Here is a 21,561-nt window from a genome sequence, read left to right on the forward strand (position 1 = left end):
GCAAGGAGCGATAGCGGATTCTTCAGGTTATATCTTGACTTGATTATAACACTAGGACTTCAATCTTATAAATAACAATATGTAGCTGGGCCTGATCCCAAATCTACACTACATATTATACGAGGAGTGATTGTATGGCAACCCTAGAATTAAAGCACATTGATAAAATTTATCCTAATGGTGTCCAAGCGGTATTCGATTTCAATCTAAGCATTAAAGACAAAGAATTCATCGTATTCGTTGGACCTTCTGGTTGTGGTAAATCCACAACATTACGTATGATCGCTGGTTTGGAAGAAATTTCTGCTGGTGAACTTTACATCGATAACGTCTTAGTAAATGACGTAGCTCCAAAAGACCGTAACATCGCGATGGTATTCCAATCCTATGCGTTATACCCACACATGTCTGTTTATGACAACATGGCATTCGGTCTTAAGATTCGTAAGATGCCTAAGAATGAAATTGACGTTAAAGTCAAAGAAGCAGCAGCTATCTTAGGTCTATTACCTTACCTTGATCGTAAACCAAAAGCGCTATCCGGTGGTCAAAGACAACGTGTTGCGTTAGGTAGAGCGATTGTCCGTAATGCGAAAGTATTCTTAATGGACGAACCACTATCCAACTTGGATGCTAAACTACGTGTACAAATGCGTGGTGAATTGATTAAGCTTCATAACCGTATCAACACAACAACCATTTACGTTACCCATGACCAAATCGAAGCGATGACCATGGCTAGCCGTATTGTTGTTATGAAAGATGGTTATATCCAACAAGTCGGTGCACCTAAAGAAATTTATGACTTCCCTAACAACATGTTCGTTGCGGGATTCATCGGTACACCTCCAATGAACTTCATCGAAGGCGTTGTCAACAACGACGGATGGTTCGTGACTGGTAACCAAAAACTAGAAGTACCTAAAGGCAAACTTGAAATCATCAAACAAAATTCATTCTACGGAAAACCAATCGTTTTAGGTATCCGTCCTGAAGACATTCATGACGATAAGTTAGTGTTTGAAACATTCCCTAACAGCATCCTTAAGATTGAAGTTGACGTGGCTGAATTGTTAGGTGCTGAAACCAACATTTATACCAACATCAATGGTAATAATGTGTGCGCAAGCGTAGACGCAAGAGCAGACATCCACATTGGTGATAAGATGGAATTGGCTTTAGACATGAACAAGTGCCATTTCTTCAACCCAGAAACTGAACAACGTTTAGTATTCGACCAAAACAAATAAGAGACCGCAAGGTCTCTTTTCTTTTATAAAACCATGCTATATATCCATCAAAACGCCACAGGTGCTGTCCTGTTTTTCGAAAAATATCAGACACAAACTGAAAAGCCACCGATTAGTATAATTAAACTTTTATGTCAAGAAATGTTGACGACTTATGAAGCCCGTTTACAACAAACTAAACAGCGATTCAAGGTAAATTCATTGGTTCCAATTTACATCAATTCAAACATATTGATGATCCCAACAGGTAGCCCTAGAAACTATGAAACCGTATGGGTGAATTACCTTAAAATCGCTTCAATTCAAAAATATGGAACCAAAACCGTGGTTCTTTTTACGAACTTACATGAAATTGAAGTTGATATGTCCTATACTCGATTCAAAGAAAAGATGAAATATTGTAAAATAATCTATGATTATATGGAGAATGTTCAAACTCAAATTTTCTGAGTGATGTGATAACATTTTCATTGGATATTTTCTAGTAAAACATGATAACTAGTGATATAATAATGTCGATTGATTACCATAACATTATTTTACGGAGGAAACTATGGGAAAAAAGACTGTAAGAGATATTAATGTCTCTGGAAAGAAAGTATTGATTCGCGTCGATTTTAACGTCCCAATGCAAGACGGCAAAATCACAGACGAAAACCGTATTGTGGAAGCATTACCTACCATCAAGTACGTCTTAGAAAAAGGCGGTAGAGCGATTTTATTCTCTCACCTTGGTAGAGTTAAGACTGCTGAAGACAAGAAAGATGCTACTTTAGCACCTGTGGCAGCACGTCTATCTGAATTATTGGCTAAGCCAGTGCAATTCGTTCCTGAAACCAGAGGTGCTGCATTAGAAGCAGCTATCAACGGTTTAAAAGATGGCGAAATCTTGATGTTTGAAAACACCCGTTTTGAAGACATCGAAGGCAACAAAGAATCGAAGAACAACCCTGAACTCGGCAAATACTGGGCATCTCTAGGCGATGTATTCGTCAATGATGCATTCGGTACTGCACACAGAGCGCACGCTTCAAACGCAGGGATCGCTGCAAACATCCAAGAAACGGTTGCAGGCTTCTTATTAGAAAAAGAAATTGAATTCATCGGTGGTGCCGTATCCAATCCTAAACGTCCTTTTGTCGCAGTATTGGGTGGTGCGAAAGTATCCGATAAAATTGAAGTCATCTCCAACCTATTGAAAGTGGCTGACAAAGTCATCATCGGTGGTGGTATGGCGTATACCTTCTTAAAAGCACAAGGTTATGAAGTTGGTACATCGATTTGTGAATTAGAAAAAGTTGCATTGGCTAAATCTTTATTAGAAGAAGCTCAAGGCAAAATCGTGTTACCAATCGATTTCGCTTATACTGAAAAATTTGAAAATGAACCTGCTAAACATGTCGGCCCAATCACCGACATTCAACCAAACGAAATGTCATTAGACATCGGACCTAAGTCCATCGAACTATTCGCATCTGTGTTAGCAACCGCTAAGACCGTTGTATGGAATGGACCAATGGGCGTATTTGAAATGTCCAATTATGCAAAAGGCACCATCGGTGTATGTGATGCCATCTCTAAATTACAAGACGCAATTACCATCGTTGGTGGTGGTGACTCTGCAGCAGCAGCCATTCAATTTGGTTACGCTTCGAAGTTCACACACATTTCAACCGGTGGTGGTGCATCTCTGGAATATCTAGAAGGCAAACTATTACCAGGTGTTGAAATCGTTGCAAACAAGTAAAATGGACATCGGTAGTAAACTTCGAGAATTACGTCTCGAAAATGGTTTGACGCAAGAAGAACTGGCAAACAGACTAGAGTTATCTAAAGGCTATATATCTCAGCTAGAACACAATTTGGCGTCCCCGTCCATGAATACGTTGTTTTCAATATTAGAAGTATTGGGTACAGATATTTCCGACTTTTTCAGCAATCAAATCGAAGAACAAGTGGTCTTTAAAAAGAGCGATTTCTTTGAAAAAGAGAATGCTGAATTAAAGCATAATGTTAGTTGGATTGTACCGAATGCGTTAAAATATGAAATGGAGCCAATCTTGATTGAGCTCTTACCCAATGGGAAGTCATTTATGGATGATCCTCATGCAGGGGAAGAATTTGGTTATGTCCTTGAGGGCGAAGTGACTTTGGTCGTCAATAAGAAGAAACACATCGTTAAAAGCGGTGAGACCTTCTATTATACAGCGAATAAAGAACACTACCTCATGAATCATACGAATAAAAAGGCGAAAGTGCTTTGGATTAGTACACCGCCGATGTTTTAGAAAGGTGATAATATATGGAAAAAGAAGTCATTGTTAAAAGCACGACTGGATTACATGCAAGTCTTGCAGTGAAAATCGTTCAAGCCGCTTCAAAATATGCTGTGAATATCGAACTACACTACAAGGATAAAGTGGTTGACCTTAAATCCATCCTAGGACTGATGTCTTTAGCGATCCCACAAGGTCAAAACGTGCGCATTGTCGCATCCGGCAAAAATGCTGAAGAAGCCATCAACGAAATCGCAGCAATCTTAGTGTAAGGAGATTCTATGAATAATTTACGTAGACCTGTCATTGCAGGTAACTGGAAAATGTATAAGACCAGAGATGAAGCACTCCAATTCATCTATGCGGTCAATCAAGAAGTACCCAACAGAGAAGTGGTTGAATCAGTCGTATGTGCCAACGATGTGTTTTTAAGAGACTTGGTTAAAAGACAAGGCGAAAATATCAAAATTGGCGCACAAAACATGCACTATGCTGAAAATGGTGCGTTTACTGGTGAAACCTCACCGCTCATGTTAGAAACCACAGGCGTTGAATACGTCATTATCGGTCACAGCGAACGTCGTGCGATGTTCAATGAATCCGATGAAACGGTTAACTTAAAAGTTCACGCCGCAATCAAGCATGAACTCACCCCGATCATTTGTGTGGGCGAATCTCTAGAAATTAGAGAAGCTGGCACCACAGATGCTGTGGTTAAGAACCAAGTCGTTAAAGCGTACCTCAACATCGATCGTCATCAAGCCCTCAAAACCATCGTGGCTTATGAACCGATTTGGGCGATTGGAACAGGTAAAACAGCGACCCCTGAACAAGCAGAAGAAACCATCAAAAATATCCGTGGCGTTTTAAAAGAACTCTATGGTGAAGATGTTTCAAGCCGAGTAAGAATCCTTTATGGTGGGTCTGTAAACACCAAGAATGTCGATAGTTTACTTGCTCAAGAAAACATCGATGGGGCTTTGGTTGGTGGTGCATCCCTAGATGCAGCTAGCTACTTAACCCTCGTGAACGCAGCGAAAAAATAATCTCAAATCAAGCGCTTATTTCAAATGAAATAGGCGTTTTATTTTTTCAATTGATTATAATAAAAAAGCGCGTATAATGAGTGTGGATACGTGCTTTTTTAGTCAGCTAGAGGGGTTACTTGTGAAAGCTATTTTCAATTTTATATATAAGGATAAAGTCTTTTTTATCGCTTTAATCGTCGCTTTGATTTCCATGATCTTTGTTCCAATCAACCCAGGATACATCGAATATATCAACATCGAAGTGTTGGTGGTGATGTTTTCCTTGATGATTTCTGTAGCGGGTATGACAGACCAACACTTCTTCACGATGATTGCTGTAAAGATGGTCAAACATTTAAAAGACATGCGTACCATCGCACTTGTGATTGTGATGGCTTCCTTCTTTTTAGGCATGCTGGTCACGAACGATGCCGTCTTATTAACCTTAGTGCCCTTCATGTTATTTGTCATGGGAAAGATTGGTCGAACCAAAGAATCGATCATCATTGTTATATTGATGACACTAGCAGCGAATCTTGGATCGGCTTTAACCCCAATGGGGGACCCTCAAAACATTTACCTCTATACCAATTATGATTTGCCATTCTGGGCTTTTATGCAAAGCACTGCAGTCATTACCATCACGGGATTTGTTCTATTATTAATCTCCATTTGGTTGATTTTTAAACAAGACCTAGTAACCCCTATTGTCGAAGATGTAAAGATCAAAGATTATCGAATCTACGTCTATTTCACCACATTCTTCATAGCGATATTTACCGTTTTGGGATTCATACCGGCTGAGATTGCGATTGTAATCGTCTTGATATTCAGCCTAATCTTTGGTCGACATCTATTAAAAAAAGTCGATTATCACTTATTGATGACCTTCTTCATGTTTTTCATCTTCACAGGCAATATTGGACAAATGGATGTCATTAAAACCTTCTTTGAGGCCATTCTCAATAATGAACACAGTGTATTCTTCACAGGTATTTTGACCAGTCAGTTCATTTCCAACGTACCAGCAGCTGTGTTACTGTCCACCTTTACACCAAGTGCCTATATGCTTAACCTCTTACAAGGGGTGAATATCGGGGCGATGGGGACACTCATTGGATCGCTAGCGAGCTTGATAACCTTTAAATTTGTCACGCGTTTATACCCGGAAAGATTCAAAGAATACCTCATCAAATACACCATCATCTGTATTATTTACATGACTGTCATTATATGCGTCGTCTATATACTTAAGTAAAATCACCTGATTTAGGTGATTTTTTTTCAAATATATATGATACAATTGAACCATATTCGGAGGTAACTCATGCGATACGTTAAACAGATTGGACTACTCATTGGAATTTTACTATTGATCATAGGTATTGGCTTTTTAATGAGCTTTTTATCTGAATTTTGGCTATTCATTGGACTTTCTACAGTGATTTTTTTCATCATACTCACAGTCATTGGTAATGTGATTGGTTTAATGAAAATCAAGAAAACCATGACCAAAGATTTAAAAAAACTCAAAGCTAAATACGATGAAACCAATTTAAAAGGGTTTGACTCTATTGAAGAAATCCATGAAATGATGAAGAAAAATCATCGATTAACCAAAACCTATCTATGGTTCATTATGAGTTTACTCATTTTATTTCCATCGGTACTGTTCTCAGTTGTTTTAAAGGGTGTGGATATTCAAGTATTTTTGGTTCTACTCATGATGATTTACGCCAACATGACGATATATTTATTTAAAAATGGTCAGAATTCATACGGCTACCCGCTAACAAAACAAGCATACCCGCGTTTATATGACCTTTTGGATAAAGCCAATCAAACCATGGGGGTCTCTAGTACAATCGTACTTTATGTTATTCCTGGTAATAACGCGACCATCGCTTATGGACGAGGTAAACACCATATTACCATTGGTTTGAACTTACTTCAAATGCTCAATGCAGAAGAACTCTTTACGATACTGCTCCACGAACTGGCACACCTGATCCATCAAGATTCACTGAAATCGAACCGTTGGTATCGTTCAATCGAGTTATTGGACAGATTATCCGGTGAAGGCGGGATGCAATTATTTAACCAATATTTATTTCAAGCGATGGCCATTTATTCACGATTCAAATTCGAAATGTATAAACAACTCAGTTCGAAATTCATTGAATTAAGAGCGGATGAGGCGTTAATCGATAAAGGCTACAACAAGACATATATCAGTGCAGGTTTAAAGATTGAGTACTTTGAAAACTATGCGCAAAGACCCTTGATTGAATCCAACCTAACAAAGACAGAAGAACCGACTGCCACACATTTTGAAGACGATTTTCGCGATTTCCTGGAGTATCTTTCCATACACAAAGGTGAAATCGATCAAAGAATTCCTAAAGAACTCATTCGTAAACGTCACACCCATCCGACATTGTTCCAACGCATGGAAAGGTTTGGTGTAGATACTTTTGAGATCGAACCGATGATCCCCTATGATGAAACCGAACTACAAGCGTTATTGAAGGTATTTGATGAAATGCCACCGGAAGGCAAGGATAACTACAAATACACCTATACGTATATCTATCAACCGGCAATCAAAACCATTGAGCGATATCAAGAAAATCCAATGACCGACAAAATGAGTTTATATCTTTATGTACTAGCGCTATACGATGTTGGTCATATAGACGCATTCATGAAAGCGTCTGCTACATTTATAGAACACTATGGCGGTACGGGCTATCTTCATTACATTCGCGGGTCATTTTTACTAAATGAATATCATGATCCCAAAGGCATTGAAGAGGTATATCAAGCCATTGATCTTTCCATCAAGTTTGTGTCTGAATTAGAAATCATTGGATACGCTGCCGTTCGTTTGGGTTTACAAGAGAAATTAGATGAGTTTAGGGTGAAGATGTTGGATTTGATTGAGCTTGCCTTTTCGAAGGGTTTATATACTACTAAACGACGAAAACTGGTGTCAATCACCCCATTTAGCTATGACGATACTGTGATGGATTTCATCAAAGATACCATTCAAGGCGAGAATTTAGCCTATTCAGCCTATTTATTTAAAGAAACCTACAATGATGGGTTCCAACAAAACCATTTACTTTTGACAGCTAACTTTGAGGACCAAGAGCGTTTCACATTGGGTATCCAAAAAGTGAAGATGGCATTATCGTTAGATAACGAAGTCTATAACTTAAGCACACATATGAGCAAGTATTACTACAACCAAATTCGATCAAAAGTCACGCCTTTCTACAACATAGAATAAAAAAAAGCATCCGATTTGGATGCTTTTTAAATTCAATTAGCGGTTGTAGAATTCAACGATTAGTTGTTCTTTAACGTCTGGTAGAATTTCATTTCTTTCTGGATATCTTACGAATGTACCTACTAAAGTAGCTTCATCGAACGATACGTAATCCTTGCGTAATACCATCTTTTCAAGGGCAGCCTTGATGACTGACAATCCTTTAGATGTTTCACGTAAAGATACTTTTTGTCCAGGAACTAAACGGTAAGATGGAATATCCACTTTGTTACCGTCAACTAAGAAATGACCGTGGTTAACTAATTGTCTAGCTTGTGCTCTGGTTGCTGCGTAACCTAAACGATAAACAACGTTATCTAATCTAGATTCGAGTAACTTCAAGAAGTTTTCACCGTGAATACCTGCGAGTTTTCTAGCTTCAACGAATGTCTTATGGAATTGCTTTTCAGAAACGCCGTAAGTAAATCTAACCTTTTGCTTTTCTTGAAGTTGTTGACCATATTCGCTGACTTTAGCTCTGCGTTGACCATGTTGGCCAGGTGCGTACGGGCGACGTTGTAATTCTTTTCCTGTTTCAGAAACGGAATAGTTTAAACGACGGGAAATTTTCCAAGATGGACCTGTGTAACGACTCATTATTTTTACCTCCTTATAGATTTGGTGGTAAAAATGCATGTTCAATATTAAGGTGATCTTCAAATCGTGTTCGCCTTAAAGCAGAAAGGTTACTAGCTACCCCAGTGGGAAGAGATCAGAATCTTAAATTGTTGTGCCTGCTTTTACCGACAAGTGATATTATATACAATTGCGTGGGTAATGTCAATTATATTTCATATAAATCGATGATGATCTCCGATAGCTTTTCAAAGAAGTGTTGGAGGTCTGAATCAAATCGATTTAAAACGGGGCTATCGATGTCCATTACACCAATGCCTTTCCCATGTTTAAACAGTGGAATAACCAACTCTGAATTTGAATTAGAGTCACAAGCAATGTGTCCGTCAAAATCATGAACATCTGGGACGTTGAGGATTTCTTTTTTTTCATAGGAAGTCCCACAAACCCCTTTGCCTAAATCGATTTCAACACAGGCAGGAAGCCCTTGAAATGGCCCTAGAATGAGTTTGTTTTGTTCATACAAGTAAAAACCCGCCCAGTTCAGATCAGGAACATAAGCCTTGATGAATGCACTCGCATTCGATAGTAAAGATACATTATTTTTTGTTTCCTTTAATAGCGCTTCAGCGCTTTGTAGTAATAGTTCCATCATCAATACTCCTTTATCTCAATAACACCATTATATCAAAATATATCGCGAGTTTATGGTAAAATGGTTTTTGGTGATGACATGTCGACATATGACAAAGTATTGATTCGCTTCGGCGATTTAATGTTAAAAGGAAAAAATCAAAAAATATTCAGAGAACGCGCCATCGCGCTTCTAAAACAAAACACGAAACACTTGAATGTAGCGCTTGAAAAACGTCATGACAGGCTTTTTTTGGTCATTCAAAATGAAGACTTGAATGCGATTGAACAAGCTTTAATGCATGTTACCGGGATTGGTTCATTCAGTTTTGTGAAAAGCTCCGAAAAAGACTATGACTCGATTGTTTTAAATGCCATTCAAGTCATTCAAAATGAAGTAAAAGCCAAGAAAACATTCAAAGTTGAAACCAAACGTACCGATAAGAGTCTCCCCCATACATCTCAAGAAATCACACAAATCTTGTCCAAAGGGATTTTGAAAGAAGTCCACGAATTGGTGACTGTCGATGTACGAAACCCTGAGGTTACTTTACACGTGGAAATCAATGAAACCGAAGCCCTCATCTATTTAGATTCTAAAAAAGGTTTAGGTGGTTTTCCCGTAGGCGTGGCAGGTAGAGGACTATTACTCATATCTGGGGGTATTGATTCCCCTGTGGCTGGATTCTTAGCCATGAAACAAGGGGTTGAAGTTGAGGGGATACATTTTGAATCTACCCCAATGACATCCATCGAATCGGCTCAAAAAGTCATTGAACTGGCGAAAAAGATGTCGGTTTATGCGTATCGTCAAGAATTCCGTTTACATATGGTACCGTTTTTTAAATTACACCAAGAAATCATTGCGAGAATATCGCCAAGCTATGTGATTACCGTGATGAGACGGATGTTCTTTAGGGTATCTGAAAAACTCGCACAAAAGAAACACGCATTGGTACTGATCACCGGAGAATCGATTGGACAAGTCGCCTCACAAACTTTAGATTCGATGCATACCATCGAAGCCGTAACCACTATACCCATCATCAGACCACTCGCAACCACCGATAAACAAGATATCATCAAACTGTCTAAACAAATCGACACTTATGACATCTCGATTATGCCATTTGAGGATTGTTGTACCATCTATACCCCGAGTGGTTCTTCAACCAAACCAAACATTAAAAAAGCGTTAATCAATGAGAAGTTTATGGTTGAATATGATAAAATAATAGATGAAATTGTTGCACAAACGAAGACATTTGTTATCACACCGAATAGTGATATTCGTTTGGAGCAACACGGATTCACCGTCACAGAAGCGTGGGAGGCCATGCATGATCACATCGAAGGACAATGATCAAATCAAACACATCCTCAAACTTCAAACCAAAAAACACCGTGATTTACATCATGCTTTTTTGATTTATGGTGAACATTCAGTAGAAGAAGCCATCAAACAAGGCTTTGAAATGGACATTTATACGTCTGACCCAACCCGTCAAGGCACCCTCATCAGCGAAACGTTGATGAAATCCCTGTCGTTAACAGATAGCCCACTCAATGTGATTGGGATTGTGAAGAAAAAAGAACCTAAACCCTTCTCGAATCATATATTGATGATGGATGATGTCCAAGACCCAGGCAATGTGGGGACGCTCATCCGTAGCGCAGTTGGCTTTGGTTTTGATACCATCATCGCCTCACCCAATACAGCCGATTTTTACAATGACAAAACCATTCGCGCCACCCAAGGCAACTTGTTCTACGCGAATTTGATTCGACAACCCTTAATCGAAACCATCAACATTTTGAAACAACAAGGCTACACCATTTTTACCACCGCTTTAGGCCAACAAGCATCTAGCATTCAGTCGGTAATTGTCCCTGAAAAATGTGTGCTTGTTCTAGGTAATGAAGGTGCAGGCGTCAGTAAAGAAGTCATGGCATTATCTAACCAATTGGTCTATATCCCAACCAAAAACATCGAATCCTTAAATGTCGCGATGGCAGGTTCAATCATCATGTATGAATGGCAGGTGTAATATATGAGTCTAACCGGTTATTTTGATCAAAAATTTCATTCAATCGATGCGCAGTTAGATTTGTATAATGAATTAGATATCAAACTACTATCGATGCGCTATTTCGATGAACAAACATTATTGAACGTGGATGTGAACGTCTTAAAATCCTTACCGATTCGATTGAAAAAAGACAAACTCAGCCTTCAAATCATCGATTCGATGTATCGATACCATCTATCCACCATCAACAAAAACGACTTAACGTTATTATTTCAAAATGCAGAAACACTGGGGACTAAATACTTAATCCTCACGTTACCGTCTTTGGATAGTTTTGACGTCCAACACGATTTATTGGTCGAACACATCAAATATTTGATGGATGAAACCAAGAAAAAACATTTCGAATTGGTTTTCGCCATCCCGTTGGGATACGCGGTTGGTCAAGTGGCTTATTTGATCAATGAAATCAAACAGATTAAATTTGTTTTTGACCCAGCCATCGTCCACCAATTGGGTTCTAGTGTGACGACCAGCTACCGCATACTTAAGAATAATACCCAAATCATCCGCATCTATGACATTGAAAAAGACGGTCAACCCTATTTATTGGGCTTTGGTGTCGCGAACATCATCGATGTCTTAAAAAAAGCGAATAGAGATAAATTCAAAGGTCTTTATTTGATGGACAACAACTTATTGGATTATATCGAGAATCGCCAAGAAGTCTACCAACAAAAGAAGTTTTTAGGGCTATTTTCCAAAAATAAAAAAGAAAAGATCCATTACCAACGCATGGATCAAAAATTACACATCACCCCAGATCAAGCATTGTCGATGACCGATATGCATAAAATCTTTATTACGGTGATTAAGAAAGTGATTGAATAAAGGCGACCCATCGCCTTTTTTTGATAAAAAAATAACGAGTTTCCTCGTTATTCATCTAAAACATCGTCGGGTTCAAACGCTTCAAATAAAGGTTTAGCACCGGGTATTTCTGGGTAGAGTTTGGTTGTAAACATGATGCCATCTAAATGGTCATACTCATGTTGGAATACAGTGGCTGGGTAACCTGTAAGGGAACCCCTCTTCAATTTAAATGCGTTCGATTCCACATCGTAAACAAACGCTTCAAACTTGATACTCAAGTGTCTTGGGGTAAGGCCTTCTGTAGGTCTATCAACCGATAGACACCCTTCACCACCATTTAAATACACCATTTCTTCGGATCTGTGGGTAATCTTTGGATTGACCACCATCATCGAATACAGTTTGCCATCGACATCATGGACATGCATCGCAAACATGCGTTTAGATACATTGATTTGTGGCGCTGCAATCCCCACACCTGGTCTTAAATTGTATTTTTTCGCAAGCTCATCGTCTTGTGAGTTGATCACATATTGAAACAATGAGAATACGGTTTGTTTGTCTTCATCGGAAATCGGCATCGCTACCTTATCCGCTACCCTCGTCAATGTAGGGTGCCCTTCACGGATGATATCTTTCATTAAAATCATTTCAAACACCTCATGTTAATTATAACATATTTACAAAATGTCGTGCTTGTTTTGACAAAAAAACCAAAAAAACGTATAGTATTTATGGGTGATGTTATGGACCGTATGGCCATCATTTTAAAAGCGTATGAAGTTGCAGATGAAATTAAATCAACCGATGCCTTCAAAGACTTATTATTTTATGGGAACTACATGCAAACCCATTTGAAAAATGAAATCGATGCTTATCAAAAAGCCATGGCAAAATTCACCGAAGTCCAAGCACTTGGGGGAACTTATCATCCCGATTTCAAAGAAACCATCGCTGTGTTGGGGGTTGCGAAAAGAGCGCTCTATGAACATGAAGCTGTCAAGAAATACTTAGCAGCTGAGAAAGTGATTCAAACGACTTTGGATACATTGTCGAGAGACTTAGGACAAACCATATCTTCCCATGTGAAGGTACCGAATGAACTGGGTTTATTTAAGGAGAATAGTTGTCATGTTGGTTAATCGTATATCTTATATCGTGTATTTTAAAAATAAAGAAGTCGTGAACAAAATAGAAGAACTAGATGTCAAAGTATTCTATGTGTCACAAAAATCAAAATACTGCACGATTTATTTAGACAAGAACAAAGAAAAAGAAGTTAGACAAGCGCTCGAAAAAATGAAGGGTGTTTCCAAATACGAACCTTCATTGCTTCAAGCACAAGACGTCAAATTTGAAGTGTAAAGGAAAAAGGCTTGACATTATCTTTTCAATCGGTATAATAGATATGGAAAGATAAAAAAGGAGTGAATTAACTATGGTAAAAATCAGATTACAACGTTACGGATCCAATAAAAACCCATTCTACCGTGTGGTAGCTACAGAAGCTACATCACCAAGAGATGGTCGTTTCCTAGAAATCATTGGTACATATAACCCTGTTAAGAATCCAGCAATTGTTGAAATTGACAAAGAAAAAGCAGCAAAATGGATTAATAACGGTGCTAAACCAACCGAAACCGTCAAAAACCTATTCAAAAAGTATTCCGTTTTAGAAAAATAACACCAAGGGGGCTCGAGGAACATGGCAATCAATTATGATGGACTGATCAAAAATATCGTTACGCCATTGGTGCTTCACCCTGAGGATGTACTTGTTAAAACACTTGCGGATGATGGGAGTGACCTTACAATCCAGGTTTTGGTCAATCAAGAAGACCTAGGCCGTGTCATTGGCAAGGGCGGTAAAATTGCCTCAGCCATTCGTACAATTGTTTATGCTGGTGCTTCTAAAGAAGGCAAGCACGTTAAAATTGACATTGACGCATTCTAAAGAAGAGATGAAAATCTCTTTTTTTTCACAAAAAAAGCATCCGAATCGGATGCTTTTGACTATTTTTCAGGGGTATAGAGGGTATAACTGCCCTTGCCTTTGGCCTTGGATTGATACATCGTTTTATCTCCAAGGTTTAGCAAGTTATGGTAACCCTTGTTTTCGTCTGTGATTTGAACGATACCAATCGAAGCACTGATACCAACCGTTCTCGCAACCACAGTTAAGGATTCAATATCATGAATGATTTTTTCTGCTCTGGTTTTAATCTGTTCTAAGCTGTGGTCGTAACAGTAAACGAAAAATTCATCCCCACCCAAACGATAGTACAACACATTGTATTCCCAAGTACCGATGAAATGGTTTGCGATATCAATCAAGAGTTGATCACCTGCTTGATGTCCAAACTGATCGTTCACATATTTGAAATCATCGATATCGAGATACATGACATAAGAATCCCGAGTGGATGTTAAGTGATTCATGTGTAATTTAAGGGTTTCTCTAGAAAACAATTTAGTGAGTGGGTCTTGATAGGTCTTTTGATAATGAATGATTTCAATCGGTGTTTTTTCATATATACGAACCACTTGAGCGAAGACAAAGTGCTTGTCTTTGATTTGATGACGTGTAAAGGACATATAAAGCCATAACGGTTCATACATGCGTTTGACCGGGATATATAAATAGAGTTCTTGGTCAAATGTATTAAACTTATCTCGTATGTTTTGGAGGAAACTGTGTCTACCTTCCACTTCGGCTAACAAGTTATTCTCATCAACATATGCAAATAGATCATTGACAGGGAAGTCAGTCCAATCGGGTAATGAAACGCTGGATAATTGTCCTGAAGTGACACGTGCCATCAACGGTTTTTCATCGATATCAATGACAAAAGATACCCGTTTGTTGGAAGAAAACGCGATATCGTTATAAAAATCTATGTTGTATTCAGTTTGTAACCATTGAATGATTTCTGTATTGACCATGGTTGATAATCTCCCATAACTACCAAACACATCATATCATAGAAGAAACCGATTACAATACCTTTCAGAGTGAAATTGCATTTTCAAGGGTTAAAACCTTATTGGAACCGTTTTCATTTTTCGGAAGCATTATAAAACATCGACTTTTTGAACCGGTTTGATATGATTTTTTTGTGATATAATAAAACAGGTGATAACATGGCATATGAAATCGGAAAAATTATCAACACCCACGGTATCAAGGGTGAACTCAAGGTCAAAACCAACAGCGATTTTGATCGTTTTAAAAAGAATAAAAAAATCTACACAACCATCAAGGAACAGCGCGTCGATTTGAAGATACTTACTGTTAGAGAAGCTTCTGATCATTTGATCATTTCTTTCGAAGGCTTTGATAACATCAATCAAGTATTGCACTTGAAAGGTGCGGTTTTATTCACAGATGAAAAACCAAAATTGAAAAAGGATGAATTTCACTACCAAGACTTGATTGGCAAATTGGTATTCAATCAATTGGATGTTTTTGTTGGTACTGTAACAGACATCATCGAAGTCCCCCAAGGTCATTTACTTCAAATTGAAAAAGACGATAAGAAGTCTTTGGTCCCATTCGTGAATGCATTCGTTAAAACAATCACAGAAGATAAGATTTTGATCGAAGAGATTGAGGGTCTATTATGAGAATTGACATCGTTACCATTTTTCCAGATATGTTGAAAGCCTGTTTGGATGAATCCATCATTCGCCGTGCAGTCGGTATCCAACTGGTTGAGATCAACATCATTGATTTGAGAGATTATAGTGTTTTAAAACACCGTAAAGTGGATGACACACCTTATGGTGGTGGGGCAGGCATGCTCATGCAGTTTCCACCATTCTATCACGCCATTCAAGCATTGAAAAAAGACAATTCAACCGTCATCATCACGAGTCCAAGAGGTCAAGTATTCAATCAAAAGACTGCAGAAAGATACGCCACTTTAGACCATTTAATTATATTGGCAGGTCACTATGAAGGCATCGATGAACGGGTGTATCACTTCATCGATGAAGAAGTATCCATGGGAGACTTTGTCCTCACGGGTGGTGAATTACCAGCCATGATGATCACGGACGCGGTGGTGCGATTATTGGATGATGTGATCAAGAAAGAATCCCATGAAAATGACTCTTTCTCGATGGGTTTATTAGAACACCCCCATTACACCAAACCTGCAACATATGAAGGCTATGAAGTCCCTGACGTTTTAAGAAATGGTAACCATCAGGAAATAGCCAAGTGGCGCCGTTATGAAGCGCTTAAACAAACGCTTCAAAAACGTCCAGATTTGTTAGAAAAAGCCACATTAACCAAAGATGATTTAAAGATGTTAGAAGCCATCAAAAACGAATTGAACAAAGATTCTAAATGAAATAAAGAATAAGTCGTAAAAAGACTTGCACAAGACATATATCTATGATATAATACGAAATGCCGTTAAACCGGTAAAGCACAGTGGTCCGCTAGAGAAACCTTTATGAACACTGGAAGATTAGGAGTGAGTACTATGGCAAGAGCAAAAGGTCAACAATTGATCCAAGAGCTTACGAGCGCATACATGAAGGAAGTTCCAACTTTCTATCCAGGTGATACTGTAAAAGTGTATGTCAAAATTAAAGAAGGTAACCGCGAACGTATCCAATTATTCGAAGGATTGGTCATCAAACGTCAAGGTGGCGGTATCAGTGAAACTTTCACAGTTCGTAAGATTTCCTATGGCGTCGGTGTAGAAAGAACATTCCCAGTGAATGCACCTACAATCGACAGATTAGAAGTTGCTAGAAGTGGTAAAGTAAGAAGAGCTAAGCTCCATTACATCAGAACATTATCCACTAAAGCTGCACGTATCAAAGAAAAGAGATCCGTCTAAGGAATTAAAACCAGTGAATGCTGGTTTTTTTCTTTTTAATGGCTTTACAACGCAAAATGAAAACAAATGTAAAAATTTTCATGAAATGCTTGAAAGCCTTTACACGACATGTTATAATAACATGTGTTATAAGGAGTTGAAATTATGAGCGTAAAAGTAACGATTTATGAAGTAGCCTTAGCTGCAAGAGTCTCATTAGCAACCGTATCAAGAGTATTAAACAACCCTGAAAAAGTCAAACCAGACACGAGAGAACGCGTCTTAAAAGTCATCAAAGAACTTGGCTATCGTCCAAATGCGATCGCTAGAGGTTTAGCGAGCCGTAAAACCACCACTGTGGGTGTTTTGGTCTCCCATATCACCAGAGCTTCAGTTGCAGAAATGTTGGGTGGTATTTCCGACATCGCGATGAAGTACAGTTATTCTATCAAGCTATTCTCAGCCCACGAAGATGTGAATATCATCGAACTCATCAACGACATCGTCGCTGAACAAGTCGATGGCGTCTTGATTTTAAATGATGAACTCGACGCATCCAGAATGAAGAAAGTCAAAGAACTATTCGATGAAAACGAAATCCCATTCGTTTTAGCGAATGTGGTCAACGATGATCGTTCTGTTCCTAGCGTTTCTATCGACTACGAAAAAGCAGGGTATGAAATTACCAAGCTAATGATTGAAATGGGTAAAAAAGACATTTACATGCTTTCTACCGTCAGAAAATATTCTGTCAACGATAAGAAAGAATTGGGATATACCAAAGCGATGCAAGAAGCGAATTTGATGCCACGTGTATTCAGAACCTCCGGGACGACCTCTGTTAACCGTCAACACTTCGCAAACTTCTTCGCCGATAAGATCATCGATGGTGCGATTGGTGTTCGTGACTCCATCGCTGTATCCTTCATGAATATTGCGAATGAATCTGGCCGTTCAGTGCCTGAAATGGTATCTGTCGCTGGCTTCCAAAATACGAAGTATGCGCTTTTATCCCGCCCAACCTTGACATCGATTGATATCCCAGTGTATGATATCGGTGCCGTAGCCATGAGATTATTAACCAAACTCATGAACAAAGAACAACTTGACTCGCTACAAGTCGTATTACCTCACTATATCGTGAGAAGAGAATCATTATAGGATTGTTGAAAAAAACGAAGTAGGCTTAAACTTTAGAACATAGAGACTTTGTGGTTGGTGAAAACAAAGCTGGGTTTAAACTGAATTACACTTTTGGAGATCCAACAACAGAAAGAGTGCTATGGGCAACCATAGAACTAAGGTGGTACCACGATTTTTATAGTCGTCCTTAGATTGATTTTTAAGGACGGCTTTTTATTTTATTTAAAGGAGAAGAACCATGACATTATTTGAAGAATTACAATGGCGCGGATTTGTCAAAGACGTATCCAATGAAGCCAAAGCGAAAGATTTATTAGACAACCAAAAAACAAAATTTTACTGTGGATTTGACCCAACTGGTCAAAGTTTAACCGTAGGCCATTTAGTCCAAATCGTCAGAATCATGTTGATTGCGAAATACGGACATACCCCAGTGGTTTTAATCGGTGGTGCAACAGGCCTCATCGGTGACCCAAGACAAACCAGTGAACGTAAATTACTGACCTTAGAAGAATCCCTTCAAAACGCAGAAAAAATCAAAGTTCAACTATCACACTTCCAAAAAGAAGCGATTTTCGTCAATAACTATGATTGGATTTCTAAAATCGATATGATTCAGTTCTTAAGAGACTACGGTAAGAACTTTAACATCAATTACATGTTATCCAAAGAAACCGTACAAGCGAGATTAGAAACCGGGATTTCATATACTGAATTTTCCTATATGCTCATCCAAGCCATTGACTGGCTCCATTTATACCAATCATTGGATTGCAAGATTCAATTCGGTGGGTCTGACCAATGGGGAAACATCACGACTGGTCTAGAACTCATCCGTAAAACCGTAGGCGATCAACACGACGCTGTCGCGATGTCATCACCATTATTATTAAAAGCAGATGGCACCAAATTTGGTAAGAGTGAATCCGGTGCATTGTGGTTAGATGAAACCTTAACCAGTGCGTATGAACTCTATCAATATTTCTTAAATACCGCAGATGACGATGTCTTAACATACTTTAAGATGTTAACCTTACTATCCAAGGAAGAGATTGAATCGTTGGTTGCTGCGTCACAACTCGAACCTGAAAAACGCATCGCCCAAAAACGATTGGCTGCGGAAGTGGTCGAACTCGTTCATGGTAAAGAAAAACTCAACAGCGCACTCAACGTCACTGAATCCTTGTTCTCAGGTGAATTCTCTAAGTTATCATTAAATGAACTCATCATGGCGAAAAAAGGGTTAGAATCTGTCTCAGTTACAGGTGAAATCAACGTCTTAGATGCTTTGGTTGAAACTAAATTAGCGTCTTCCAAACGTGAAGCTAGAGAGTTCGTAAAAAGCGGTGCAGTCGTCGTAAACGAAGTGAAAATCAATGACTTTGAAGTTCAAATCAATAAGTCGAATGCATACTTTGAAAAGTATGTTATTATAAAAAGAGGAAAGAAGAAGTTTGCATTAGTGGAACTCATCTAGGGAGGGTCTATGGATATCATTCTTTATAACCCATTATCACGTAATGGTAAAAGCCAAGGCATTGTCGATGAACTGGTTGTAAAACTCCAATCGGAAGGTCGAGAAACCGCTGTTCACAGCATCCTCGAAATCCCTTCGGTGGCGAATTTCATCCAGAGTGTTGAAAAGGAAGACCGCGTCATCATTTTGGGTGGCGATGGCACTTTACACCATTTGGTCAACTCCATTCGTGGGTATGATATCACCCAACCCATCTATGTCTTAAAAGCGGGTACTGGTAATGACTTCATTAGAAGCATCCCTTCTAAGGAACACCTCATTCAAATCAATGATTATATCCAGGATTTACCAAAAGTCACGGTCAATGGGGAAGAATCGCTTTTCCTAAATGGTACTGGGATTGGTGTGGATGCGTATGTGTGTCATTTGGTCAACACATCGACTAAAAAGAAATCGGCAGCGAACTATTTCAAAAATGCCCTTAAAGCATTCTTAACCTATAAGCCTTCTGACGCAACCGTAACCATCGATGGGGTCACCAAAACCTACAAAAAGGTATGGTTCATCCTCGCAGCGAATTCGGTATACATGGGTGGTGGCATGAAATTCTCCCCAAGTTCTGTTCGCGGCGATGATTTATTGGAGTTTTTAATCATTCACCGTGTCCCTCGATTTGTATTATTCCTCATATTTCCAACCATTTATTTTGGTAAACACGTGTGGTTTAAACGTTGGGTAACCATCATACAGGGTAAAACCATGGATGTCTCATACGGCAAGGTTTCATTTCTTCAAAAAGACGGTGAATCGGTCAATCACGTACAATCCATGCACATTCAAAGATAAATAAAAGATGCCTAGTCTTCACAAGACCCATAGGCATCTTTTTTCTATACTAAAATTGTGTTATTATATAAATATCTCAAACGGTGAAAACGATGAAGGCACTCAGTAGATTACAACTGAATATGCTTCACGCATCACAACAATACACCCACTATCCAACACAGATTGGGTGTTTTTTAGATATATCAAAGATCGATTGCGATGTCAAAACCATCGAATCCTTTTTTCACACCATCGATGAACTCAACCAAACCGTGGATACGACCCATCCTAACCCTGTTTGGGTACCATCAGAAACAAAACCTACATTGACATATATCCATGCATCGGACACACAATCCTATTTAGAAACACCATTTCAATCCAATCAACCTTGGTATCGTTTCGCCATTGAAATCGAAACAAAGCGGTTGGTGTTTGTCGCGAGTCATGTATTGGTCGATGGTACTTCGATACAGTTGCTGATGAAAGGTCTTTACCACATTTTACAAAACAAACTGGTTGAGCCATTCATGAAACCATTAGAAGAAGCTCAAATACCATTGGAGGCACAACAGTACTACGAGTCCAAAGTATCTTGTATAAAACCAACATTCATTAAGCCGTATCACCCAACCTCAGGGGTCCATCCAGCGAAAAGAAGATCATTTATTTTAAATTCGATAATCCATCATCAATTGAACGATATCCAACCCATCGCTTTATGGATTGAAGCTGCTTTGGCATTATACATCCAATATCTAAACCCGCAGAAACCCATCCGTTATGGCAAGGTTTTAAGTCAAAGACGCAGTCAAGAGAAAACCGCGATTGGACTATTCTCACAAGCTTATCCAGTACATTTGAATCCATCGGAATTTCTCACCATAGAGGCTTTTCTAAACCATATCGATATCACTCAAAAAGCGATGTTAAGACGTCGTTTCATCGATTTTGAAGCGTTGTTGGTAAACGCTAAAACCCATCATCAAACGGCTCAATTGTTTGATATGACCTTCATCAATCAAAACCTGAATTACGAAGAAGATATACCGATTGAACCCTTGTTTTATCCTTATTTGGATCAAGCTTTGGTCATCAATGTCTTGACAGGTAATGAAGTCAAACTCTATTTTGATTATCAGATGGATGTTTACTCAGACATCATGATTGAACGGCTATATAAGCGTATCGAATACCTTCTCGAACAAATGACTTCAACCCATGTGTTGGCTGAAATTTCTATGTTATTGCCTGAAGAACTACCGAACTTGGTCACTAAGAAAG

Annotated in this window: 26 protein-coding genes; 22 read left to right on the top strand and 4 right to left on the bottom strand. The window is 38.7% G+C overall.

The features are described 5' to 3' along the window. Window positions 1-134: 134 nt before the first annotated feature. From N7548_RS08180 to N7548_RS08215, 8 genes are all read left to right on the top strand, one after another. Window positions 135-1,250 carry an ABC transporter ATP-binding protein gene (locus N7548_RS08180; RefSeq protein WP_263608984.1) on the top strand — a complete coding sequence of 372 codons (1,116 nt, stop codon included), beginning with the start codon at window positions 135-137 and terminating at the stop codon, window positions 1,248-1,250. Window positions 1,251-1,283: 33 nt separating this feature from the next. Next, complete coding sequence (locus N7548_RS08185) at window positions 1,284-1,700, top strand: competence protein ComK (RefSeq protein WP_263608985.1); 417 nt, start codon at window positions 1,284-1,286, stop codon at window positions 1,698-1,700. Between the two features lie 178 nt (window positions 1,701-1,878). Further along, window positions 1,879-2,997 carry a phosphoglycerate kinase gene (locus tag N7548_RS08190; protein ID WP_373425191.1) on the top strand — a complete coding sequence of 373 codons (1,119 nt, stop codon included), beginning with the start codon at window positions 1,879-1,881 and terminating at the stop codon, window positions 2,995-2,997. Between the two features lies 1 nt (window position 2,998). Next, window positions 2,999-3,538 carry a helix-turn-helix domain-containing protein gene (locus N7548_RS08195; RefSeq protein ID WP_373425192.1) on the top strand — a complete coding sequence of 180 codons (540 nt, stop codon included), beginning with the start codon at window positions 2,999-3,001 and terminating at the stop codon, window positions 3,536-3,538. A gap of 14 nt (window positions 3,539-3,552) precedes the next feature. Beyond that, window positions 3,553-3,798, top strand: coding sequence for an HPr family phosphocarrier protein (locus tag N7548_RS08200; RefSeq protein WP_263608988.1), 246 nt, complete (start codon window positions 3,553-3,555; stop codon window positions 3,796-3,798). A 9-nt stretch (window positions 3,799-3,807) separates the two neighbouring features. After that, window positions 3,808-4,572, top strand: a complete 765-nt coding sequence (gene tpiA / locus N7548_RS08205; RefSeq protein ID WP_263608989.1) for a triose-phosphate isomerase — start codon at window positions 3,808-3,810, stop codon at window positions 4,570-4,572. A 121-nt stretch (window positions 4,573-4,693) separates the two neighbouring features. Then, a complete protein-coding gene (locus N7548_RS08210; RefSeq protein WP_263608990.1) occupies window positions 4,694-5,812 on the top strand; it encodes an SLC13 family permease in 1,119 nt (372 codons plus the stop codon). Between the two features lie 69 nt (window positions 5,813-5,881). Then, the gene (locus N7548_RS08215) at window positions 5,882-7,846 is read left to right on the top strand and encodes a M48 family metalloprotease (RefSeq protein ID WP_263608991.1); all 1,965 of its coding nucleotides are present in this window, start codon (window positions 5,882-5,884) and stop codon (window positions 7,844-7,846) included. 36 nt (window positions 7,847-7,882) lie between these two features. Here N7548_RS08215 and rpsD read toward each other — a convergent pair whose 3' ends face one another. Together rpsD and msrC are read right to left on the bottom strand one after the other, a co-directional pair. Further along, window positions 7,883-8,482, bottom strand: a complete 600-nt coding sequence (rpsD, locus tag N7548_RS08220; protein WP_263608992.1) for a 30S ribosomal protein S4 — start codon at window positions 8,480-8,482, stop codon at window positions 7,883-7,885. Between the two features lie 187 nt (window positions 8,483-8,669). Then, window positions 8,670-9,113, bottom strand: a complete 444-nt coding sequence (gene msrC, locus N7548_RS08225; protein ID WP_263608993.1) for a free L-methionine (R)-S-oxide reductase MsrC — start codon at window positions 9,111-9,113, stop codon at window positions 8,670-8,672. Window positions 9,114-9,194: 81 nt separating this feature from the next. Between msrC and thiI the strand changes: the two genes are divergently transcribed. Genes thiI through N7548_RS08240 form a run of 3 tightly spaced genes read left to right on the top strand, consistent with a single transcriptional unit; the run spans window position 9,195 to window position 12,015 of the window. Next, complete coding sequence (thiI, locus tag N7548_RS08230) at window positions 9,195-10,457, top strand: tRNA uracil 4-sulfurtransferase ThiI (RefSeq protein WP_263608994.1); 1,263 nt, start codon at window positions 9,195-9,197, stop codon at window positions 10,455-10,457. Then, complete coding sequence (locus tag N7548_RS08235) at window positions 10,435-11,142, top strand: TrmH family RNA methyltransferase (protein WP_263608995.1); 708 nt, start codon at window positions 10,435-10,437, stop codon at window positions 11,140-11,142. The genes thiI and N7548_RS08235 overlap by 23 nt, the downstream gene beginning before the upstream one ends. Window positions 11,143-11,145: 3 nt before the next feature. After that, window positions 11,146-12,015 carry a hypothetical protein gene (locus tag N7548_RS08240; RefSeq protein ID WP_263608996.1) on the top strand — a complete coding sequence of 290 codons (870 nt, stop codon included), beginning with the start codon at window positions 11,146-11,148 and terminating at the stop codon, window positions 12,013-12,015. Window positions 12,016-12,062: 47 nt separating this feature from the next. Here N7548_RS08240 and def read toward each other — a convergent pair whose 3' ends face one another. Then, window positions 12,063-12,647: a peptide deformylase gene (def, locus tag N7548_RS08245; protein WP_263608997.1), complete on the bottom strand. Its 585-nt coding sequence runs from the start codon at window positions 12,645-12,647 to the stop codon at window positions 12,063-12,065. Window positions 12,648-12,743: 96 nt separating this feature from the next. On the opposite strand from def, the gene N7548_RS08250 reads away from it, so the two are divergent. The 4 genes from N7548_RS08250 (at window position 12,744) to N7548_RS08265 (ending at window position 13,951) form a co-directional block, all read left to right on the top strand. Beyond that, window positions 12,744-13,139, top strand: a complete 396-nt coding sequence (locus tag N7548_RS08250) for a YlbF family regulator (protein ID WP_263608998.1) — start codon at window positions 12,744-12,746, stop codon at window positions 13,137-13,139. Next, window positions 13,129-13,362, top strand: coding sequence for a DUF2129 domain-containing protein (locus N7548_RS08255; protein ID WP_263608999.1), 234 nt, complete (start codon window positions 13,129-13,131; stop codon window positions 13,360-13,362). Before N7548_RS08250 ends, N7548_RS08255 begins: the two co-directional genes overlap by 11 nt. A 73-nt stretch (window positions 13,363-13,435) precedes the next feature. Then, entirely contained in the window at window positions 13,436-13,681 is a 246-nt protein-coding gene (gene rpsP, locus N7548_RS08260; RefSeq protein WP_263609000.1) for a 30S ribosomal protein S16, read from the top strand. A 21-nt stretch (window positions 13,682-13,702) separates the two neighbouring features. Further along, a complete protein-coding gene (locus N7548_RS08265) occupies window positions 13,703-13,951 on the top strand; it encodes a KH domain-containing protein (protein WP_263609001.1) in 249 nt (82 codons plus the stop codon). A 59-nt stretch (window positions 13,952-14,010) separates the two neighbouring features. Here the strand turns inward: N7548_RS08265 and N7548_RS08270 are convergent, their stop codons facing one another. Continuing rightward, on the bottom strand, window positions 14,011-14,940 hold the full coding sequence (locus N7548_RS08270) for a GGDEF domain-containing protein (RefSeq protein WP_263609002.1): 930 nt from the start codon (window positions 14,938-14,940) through the stop codon (window positions 14,011-14,013). Between the two features lie 198 nt (window positions 14,941-15,138). On the opposite strand from N7548_RS08270, the gene rimM reads away from it, so the two are divergent. From rimM to N7548_RS08305, 7 genes are all read left to right on the top strand, one after another. Next, window positions 15,139-15,621, top strand: a complete 483-nt coding sequence (gene rimM / locus N7548_RS08275; protein WP_263609003.1) for a ribosome maturation factor RimM — start codon at window positions 15,139-15,141, stop codon at window positions 15,619-15,621. Continuing rightward, window positions 15,615-16,352, top strand: coding sequence for a tRNA (guanosine(37)-N1)-methyltransferase TrmD (gene trmD, locus N7548_RS08280; RefSeq protein WP_373425193.1), 738 nt, complete (start codon window positions 15,615-15,617; stop codon window positions 16,350-16,352). The genes rimM and trmD overlap by 7 nt, the downstream gene beginning before the upstream one ends. 135 nt (window positions 16,353-16,487) lie before the next feature. Further along, window positions 16,488-16,850: a 50S ribosomal protein L19 gene (gene rplS, locus N7548_RS08285; RefSeq protein WP_263609005.1), complete on the top strand. Its 363-nt coding sequence runs from the start codon at window positions 16,488-16,490 to the stop codon at window positions 16,848-16,850. Window positions 16,851-16,994: 144 nt separating this feature from the next. Further along, a complete protein-coding gene (locus tag N7548_RS08290) occupies window positions 16,995-17,990 on the top strand; it encodes a LacI family DNA-binding transcriptional regulator (protein WP_263609006.1) in 996 nt (331 codons plus the stop codon). 220 nt (window positions 17,991-18,210) lie between these two features. Continuing rightward, window positions 18,211-19,449 carry a tyrosine--tRNA ligase gene (gene tyrS, locus N7548_RS08295; RefSeq protein ID WP_263609007.1) on the top strand — a complete coding sequence of 413 codons (1,239 nt, stop codon included), beginning with the start codon at window positions 18,211-18,213 and terminating at the stop codon, window positions 19,447-19,449. Window positions 19,450-19,458: 9 nt separating this feature from the next. After that, window positions 19,459-20,295 (top strand): diacylglycerol/lipid kinase family protein, encoded by an 837-nt coding sequence (locus N7548_RS08300; RefSeq protein ID WP_263609008.1) that lies wholly within the window; start codon window positions 19,459-19,461, stop codon window positions 20,293-20,295. Window positions 20,296-20,387: 92 nt separating this feature from the next. Continuing rightward, window positions 20,388-21,561, top strand: a 1,174-nt coding sequence (locus tag N7548_RS08305) for a condensation domain-containing protein (protein WP_263609009.1), incomplete at its 3' end; no start/stop codon positions are given.

The organism is Paracholeplasma manati, assembly GCF_025742995.1.
Classification (GTDB): Bacteria; Bacillota_I; Bacilli_A; order Acholeplasmatales; family UBA5453; genus Paracholeplasma; species Paracholeplasma manati.

What these genes read in the sequence shown, in the direction of transcription:
- rplS (WP_263609005.1), top strand. Translation starts at nt 16,488, where the DNA reads ATGGCAAGAGCAAAAGGTCAACAATTGATCCAAGAGCTTACGAGCGCA.
- N7548_RS08235 (WP_263608995.1), top strand. Translation starts at nt 10,435, where the DNA reads ATGATCACATCGAAGGACAATGATCAAATCAAACACATCCTCAAACTT.
- N7548_RS08300 (WP_263609008.1), top strand. Translation starts at nt 19,459, where the DNA reads ATGGATATCATTCTTTATAACCCATTATCACGTAATGGTAAAAGCCAA.
- N7548_RS08255 (WP_263608999.1), top strand. Translation starts at nt 13,129, where the DNA reads ATGTTGGTTAATCGTATATCTTATATCGTGTATTTTAAAAATAAAGAA.
- tpiA (WP_263608989.1), top strand. Translation starts at nt 3,808, where the DNA reads ATGAATAATTTACGTAGACCTGTCATTGCAGGTAACTGGAAAATGTAT.
- def (WP_263608997.1), bottom strand. Translation starts at nt 12,647, where the DNA reads ATGATTTTAATGAAAGATATCATCCGTGAAGGGCACCCTACATTGACG.
- N7548_RS08190 (WP_373425191.1), top strand. Translation starts at nt 1,879, where the DNA reads ATGCAAGACGGCAAAATCACAGACGAAAACCGTATTGTGGAAGCATTA.
- N7548_RS08180 (WP_263608984.1), top strand. Translation starts at nt 135, where the DNA reads ATGGCAACCCTAGAATTAAAGCACATTGATAAAATTTATCCTAATGGT.
- N7548_RS08290 (WP_263609006.1), top strand. Translation starts at nt 16,995, where the DNA reads ATGAGCGTAAAAGTAACGATTTATGAAGTAGCCTTAGCTGCAAGAGTC.
- msrC (WP_263608993.1), bottom strand. Translation starts at nt 9,113, where the DNA reads ATGGAACTATTACTACAAAGCGCTGAAGCGCTATTAAAGGAAACAAAA.
- N7548_RS08185 (WP_263608985.1), top strand. Translation starts at nt 1,284, where the DNA reads ATGCTATATATCCATCAAAACGCCACAGGTGCTGTCCTGTTTTTCGAA.
- N7548_RS08240 (WP_263608996.1), top strand. Translation starts at nt 11,146, where the DNA reads ATGAGTCTAACCGGTTATTTTGATCAAAAATTTCATTCAATCGATGCG.
- rpsP (WP_263609000.1), top strand. Translation starts at nt 13,436, where the DNA reads ATGGTAAAAATCAGATTACAACGTTACGGATCCAATAAAAACCCATTC.
- tyrS (WP_263609007.1), top strand. Translation starts at nt 18,211, where the DNA reads ATGACATTATTTGAAGAATTACAATGGCGCGGATTTGTCAAAGACGTA.
- N7548_RS08270 (WP_263609002.1), bottom strand. Translation starts at nt 14,940, where the DNA reads ATGGTCAATACAGAAATCATTCAATGGTTACAAACTGAATACAACATA.
- N7548_RS08215 (WP_263608991.1), top strand. Translation starts at nt 5,882, where the DNA reads ATGCGATACGTTAAACAGATTGGACTACTCATTGGAATTTTACTATTG.
- thiI (WP_263608994.1), top strand. Translation starts at nt 9,195, where the DNA reads ATGTCGACATATGACAAAGTATTGATTCGCTTCGGCGATTTAATGTTA.
- rimM (WP_263609003.1), top strand. Translation starts at nt 15,139, where the DNA reads ATGGCATATGAAATCGGAAAAATTATCAACACCCACGGTATCAAGGGT.
- N7548_RS08265 (WP_263609001.1), top strand. Translation starts at nt 13,703, where the DNA reads ATGGCAATCAATTATGATGGACTGATCAAAAATATCGTTACGCCATTG.
- N7548_RS08195 (WP_373425192.1), top strand. Translation starts at nt 2,999, where the DNA reads ATGGACATCGGTAGTAAACTTCGAGAATTACGTCTCGAAAATGGTTTG.
- N7548_RS08250 (WP_263608998.1), top strand. Translation starts at nt 12,744, where the DNA reads ATGGACCGTATGGCCATCATTTTAAAAGCGTATGAAGTTGCAGATGAA.
- rpsD (WP_263608992.1), bottom strand. Translation starts at nt 8,482, where the DNA reads ATGAGTCGTTACACAGGTCCATCTTGGAAAATTTCCCGTCGTTTAAAC.
- N7548_RS08200 (WP_263608988.1), top strand. Translation starts at nt 3,553, where the DNA reads ATGGAAAAAGAAGTCATTGTTAAAAGCACGACTGGATTACATGCAAGT.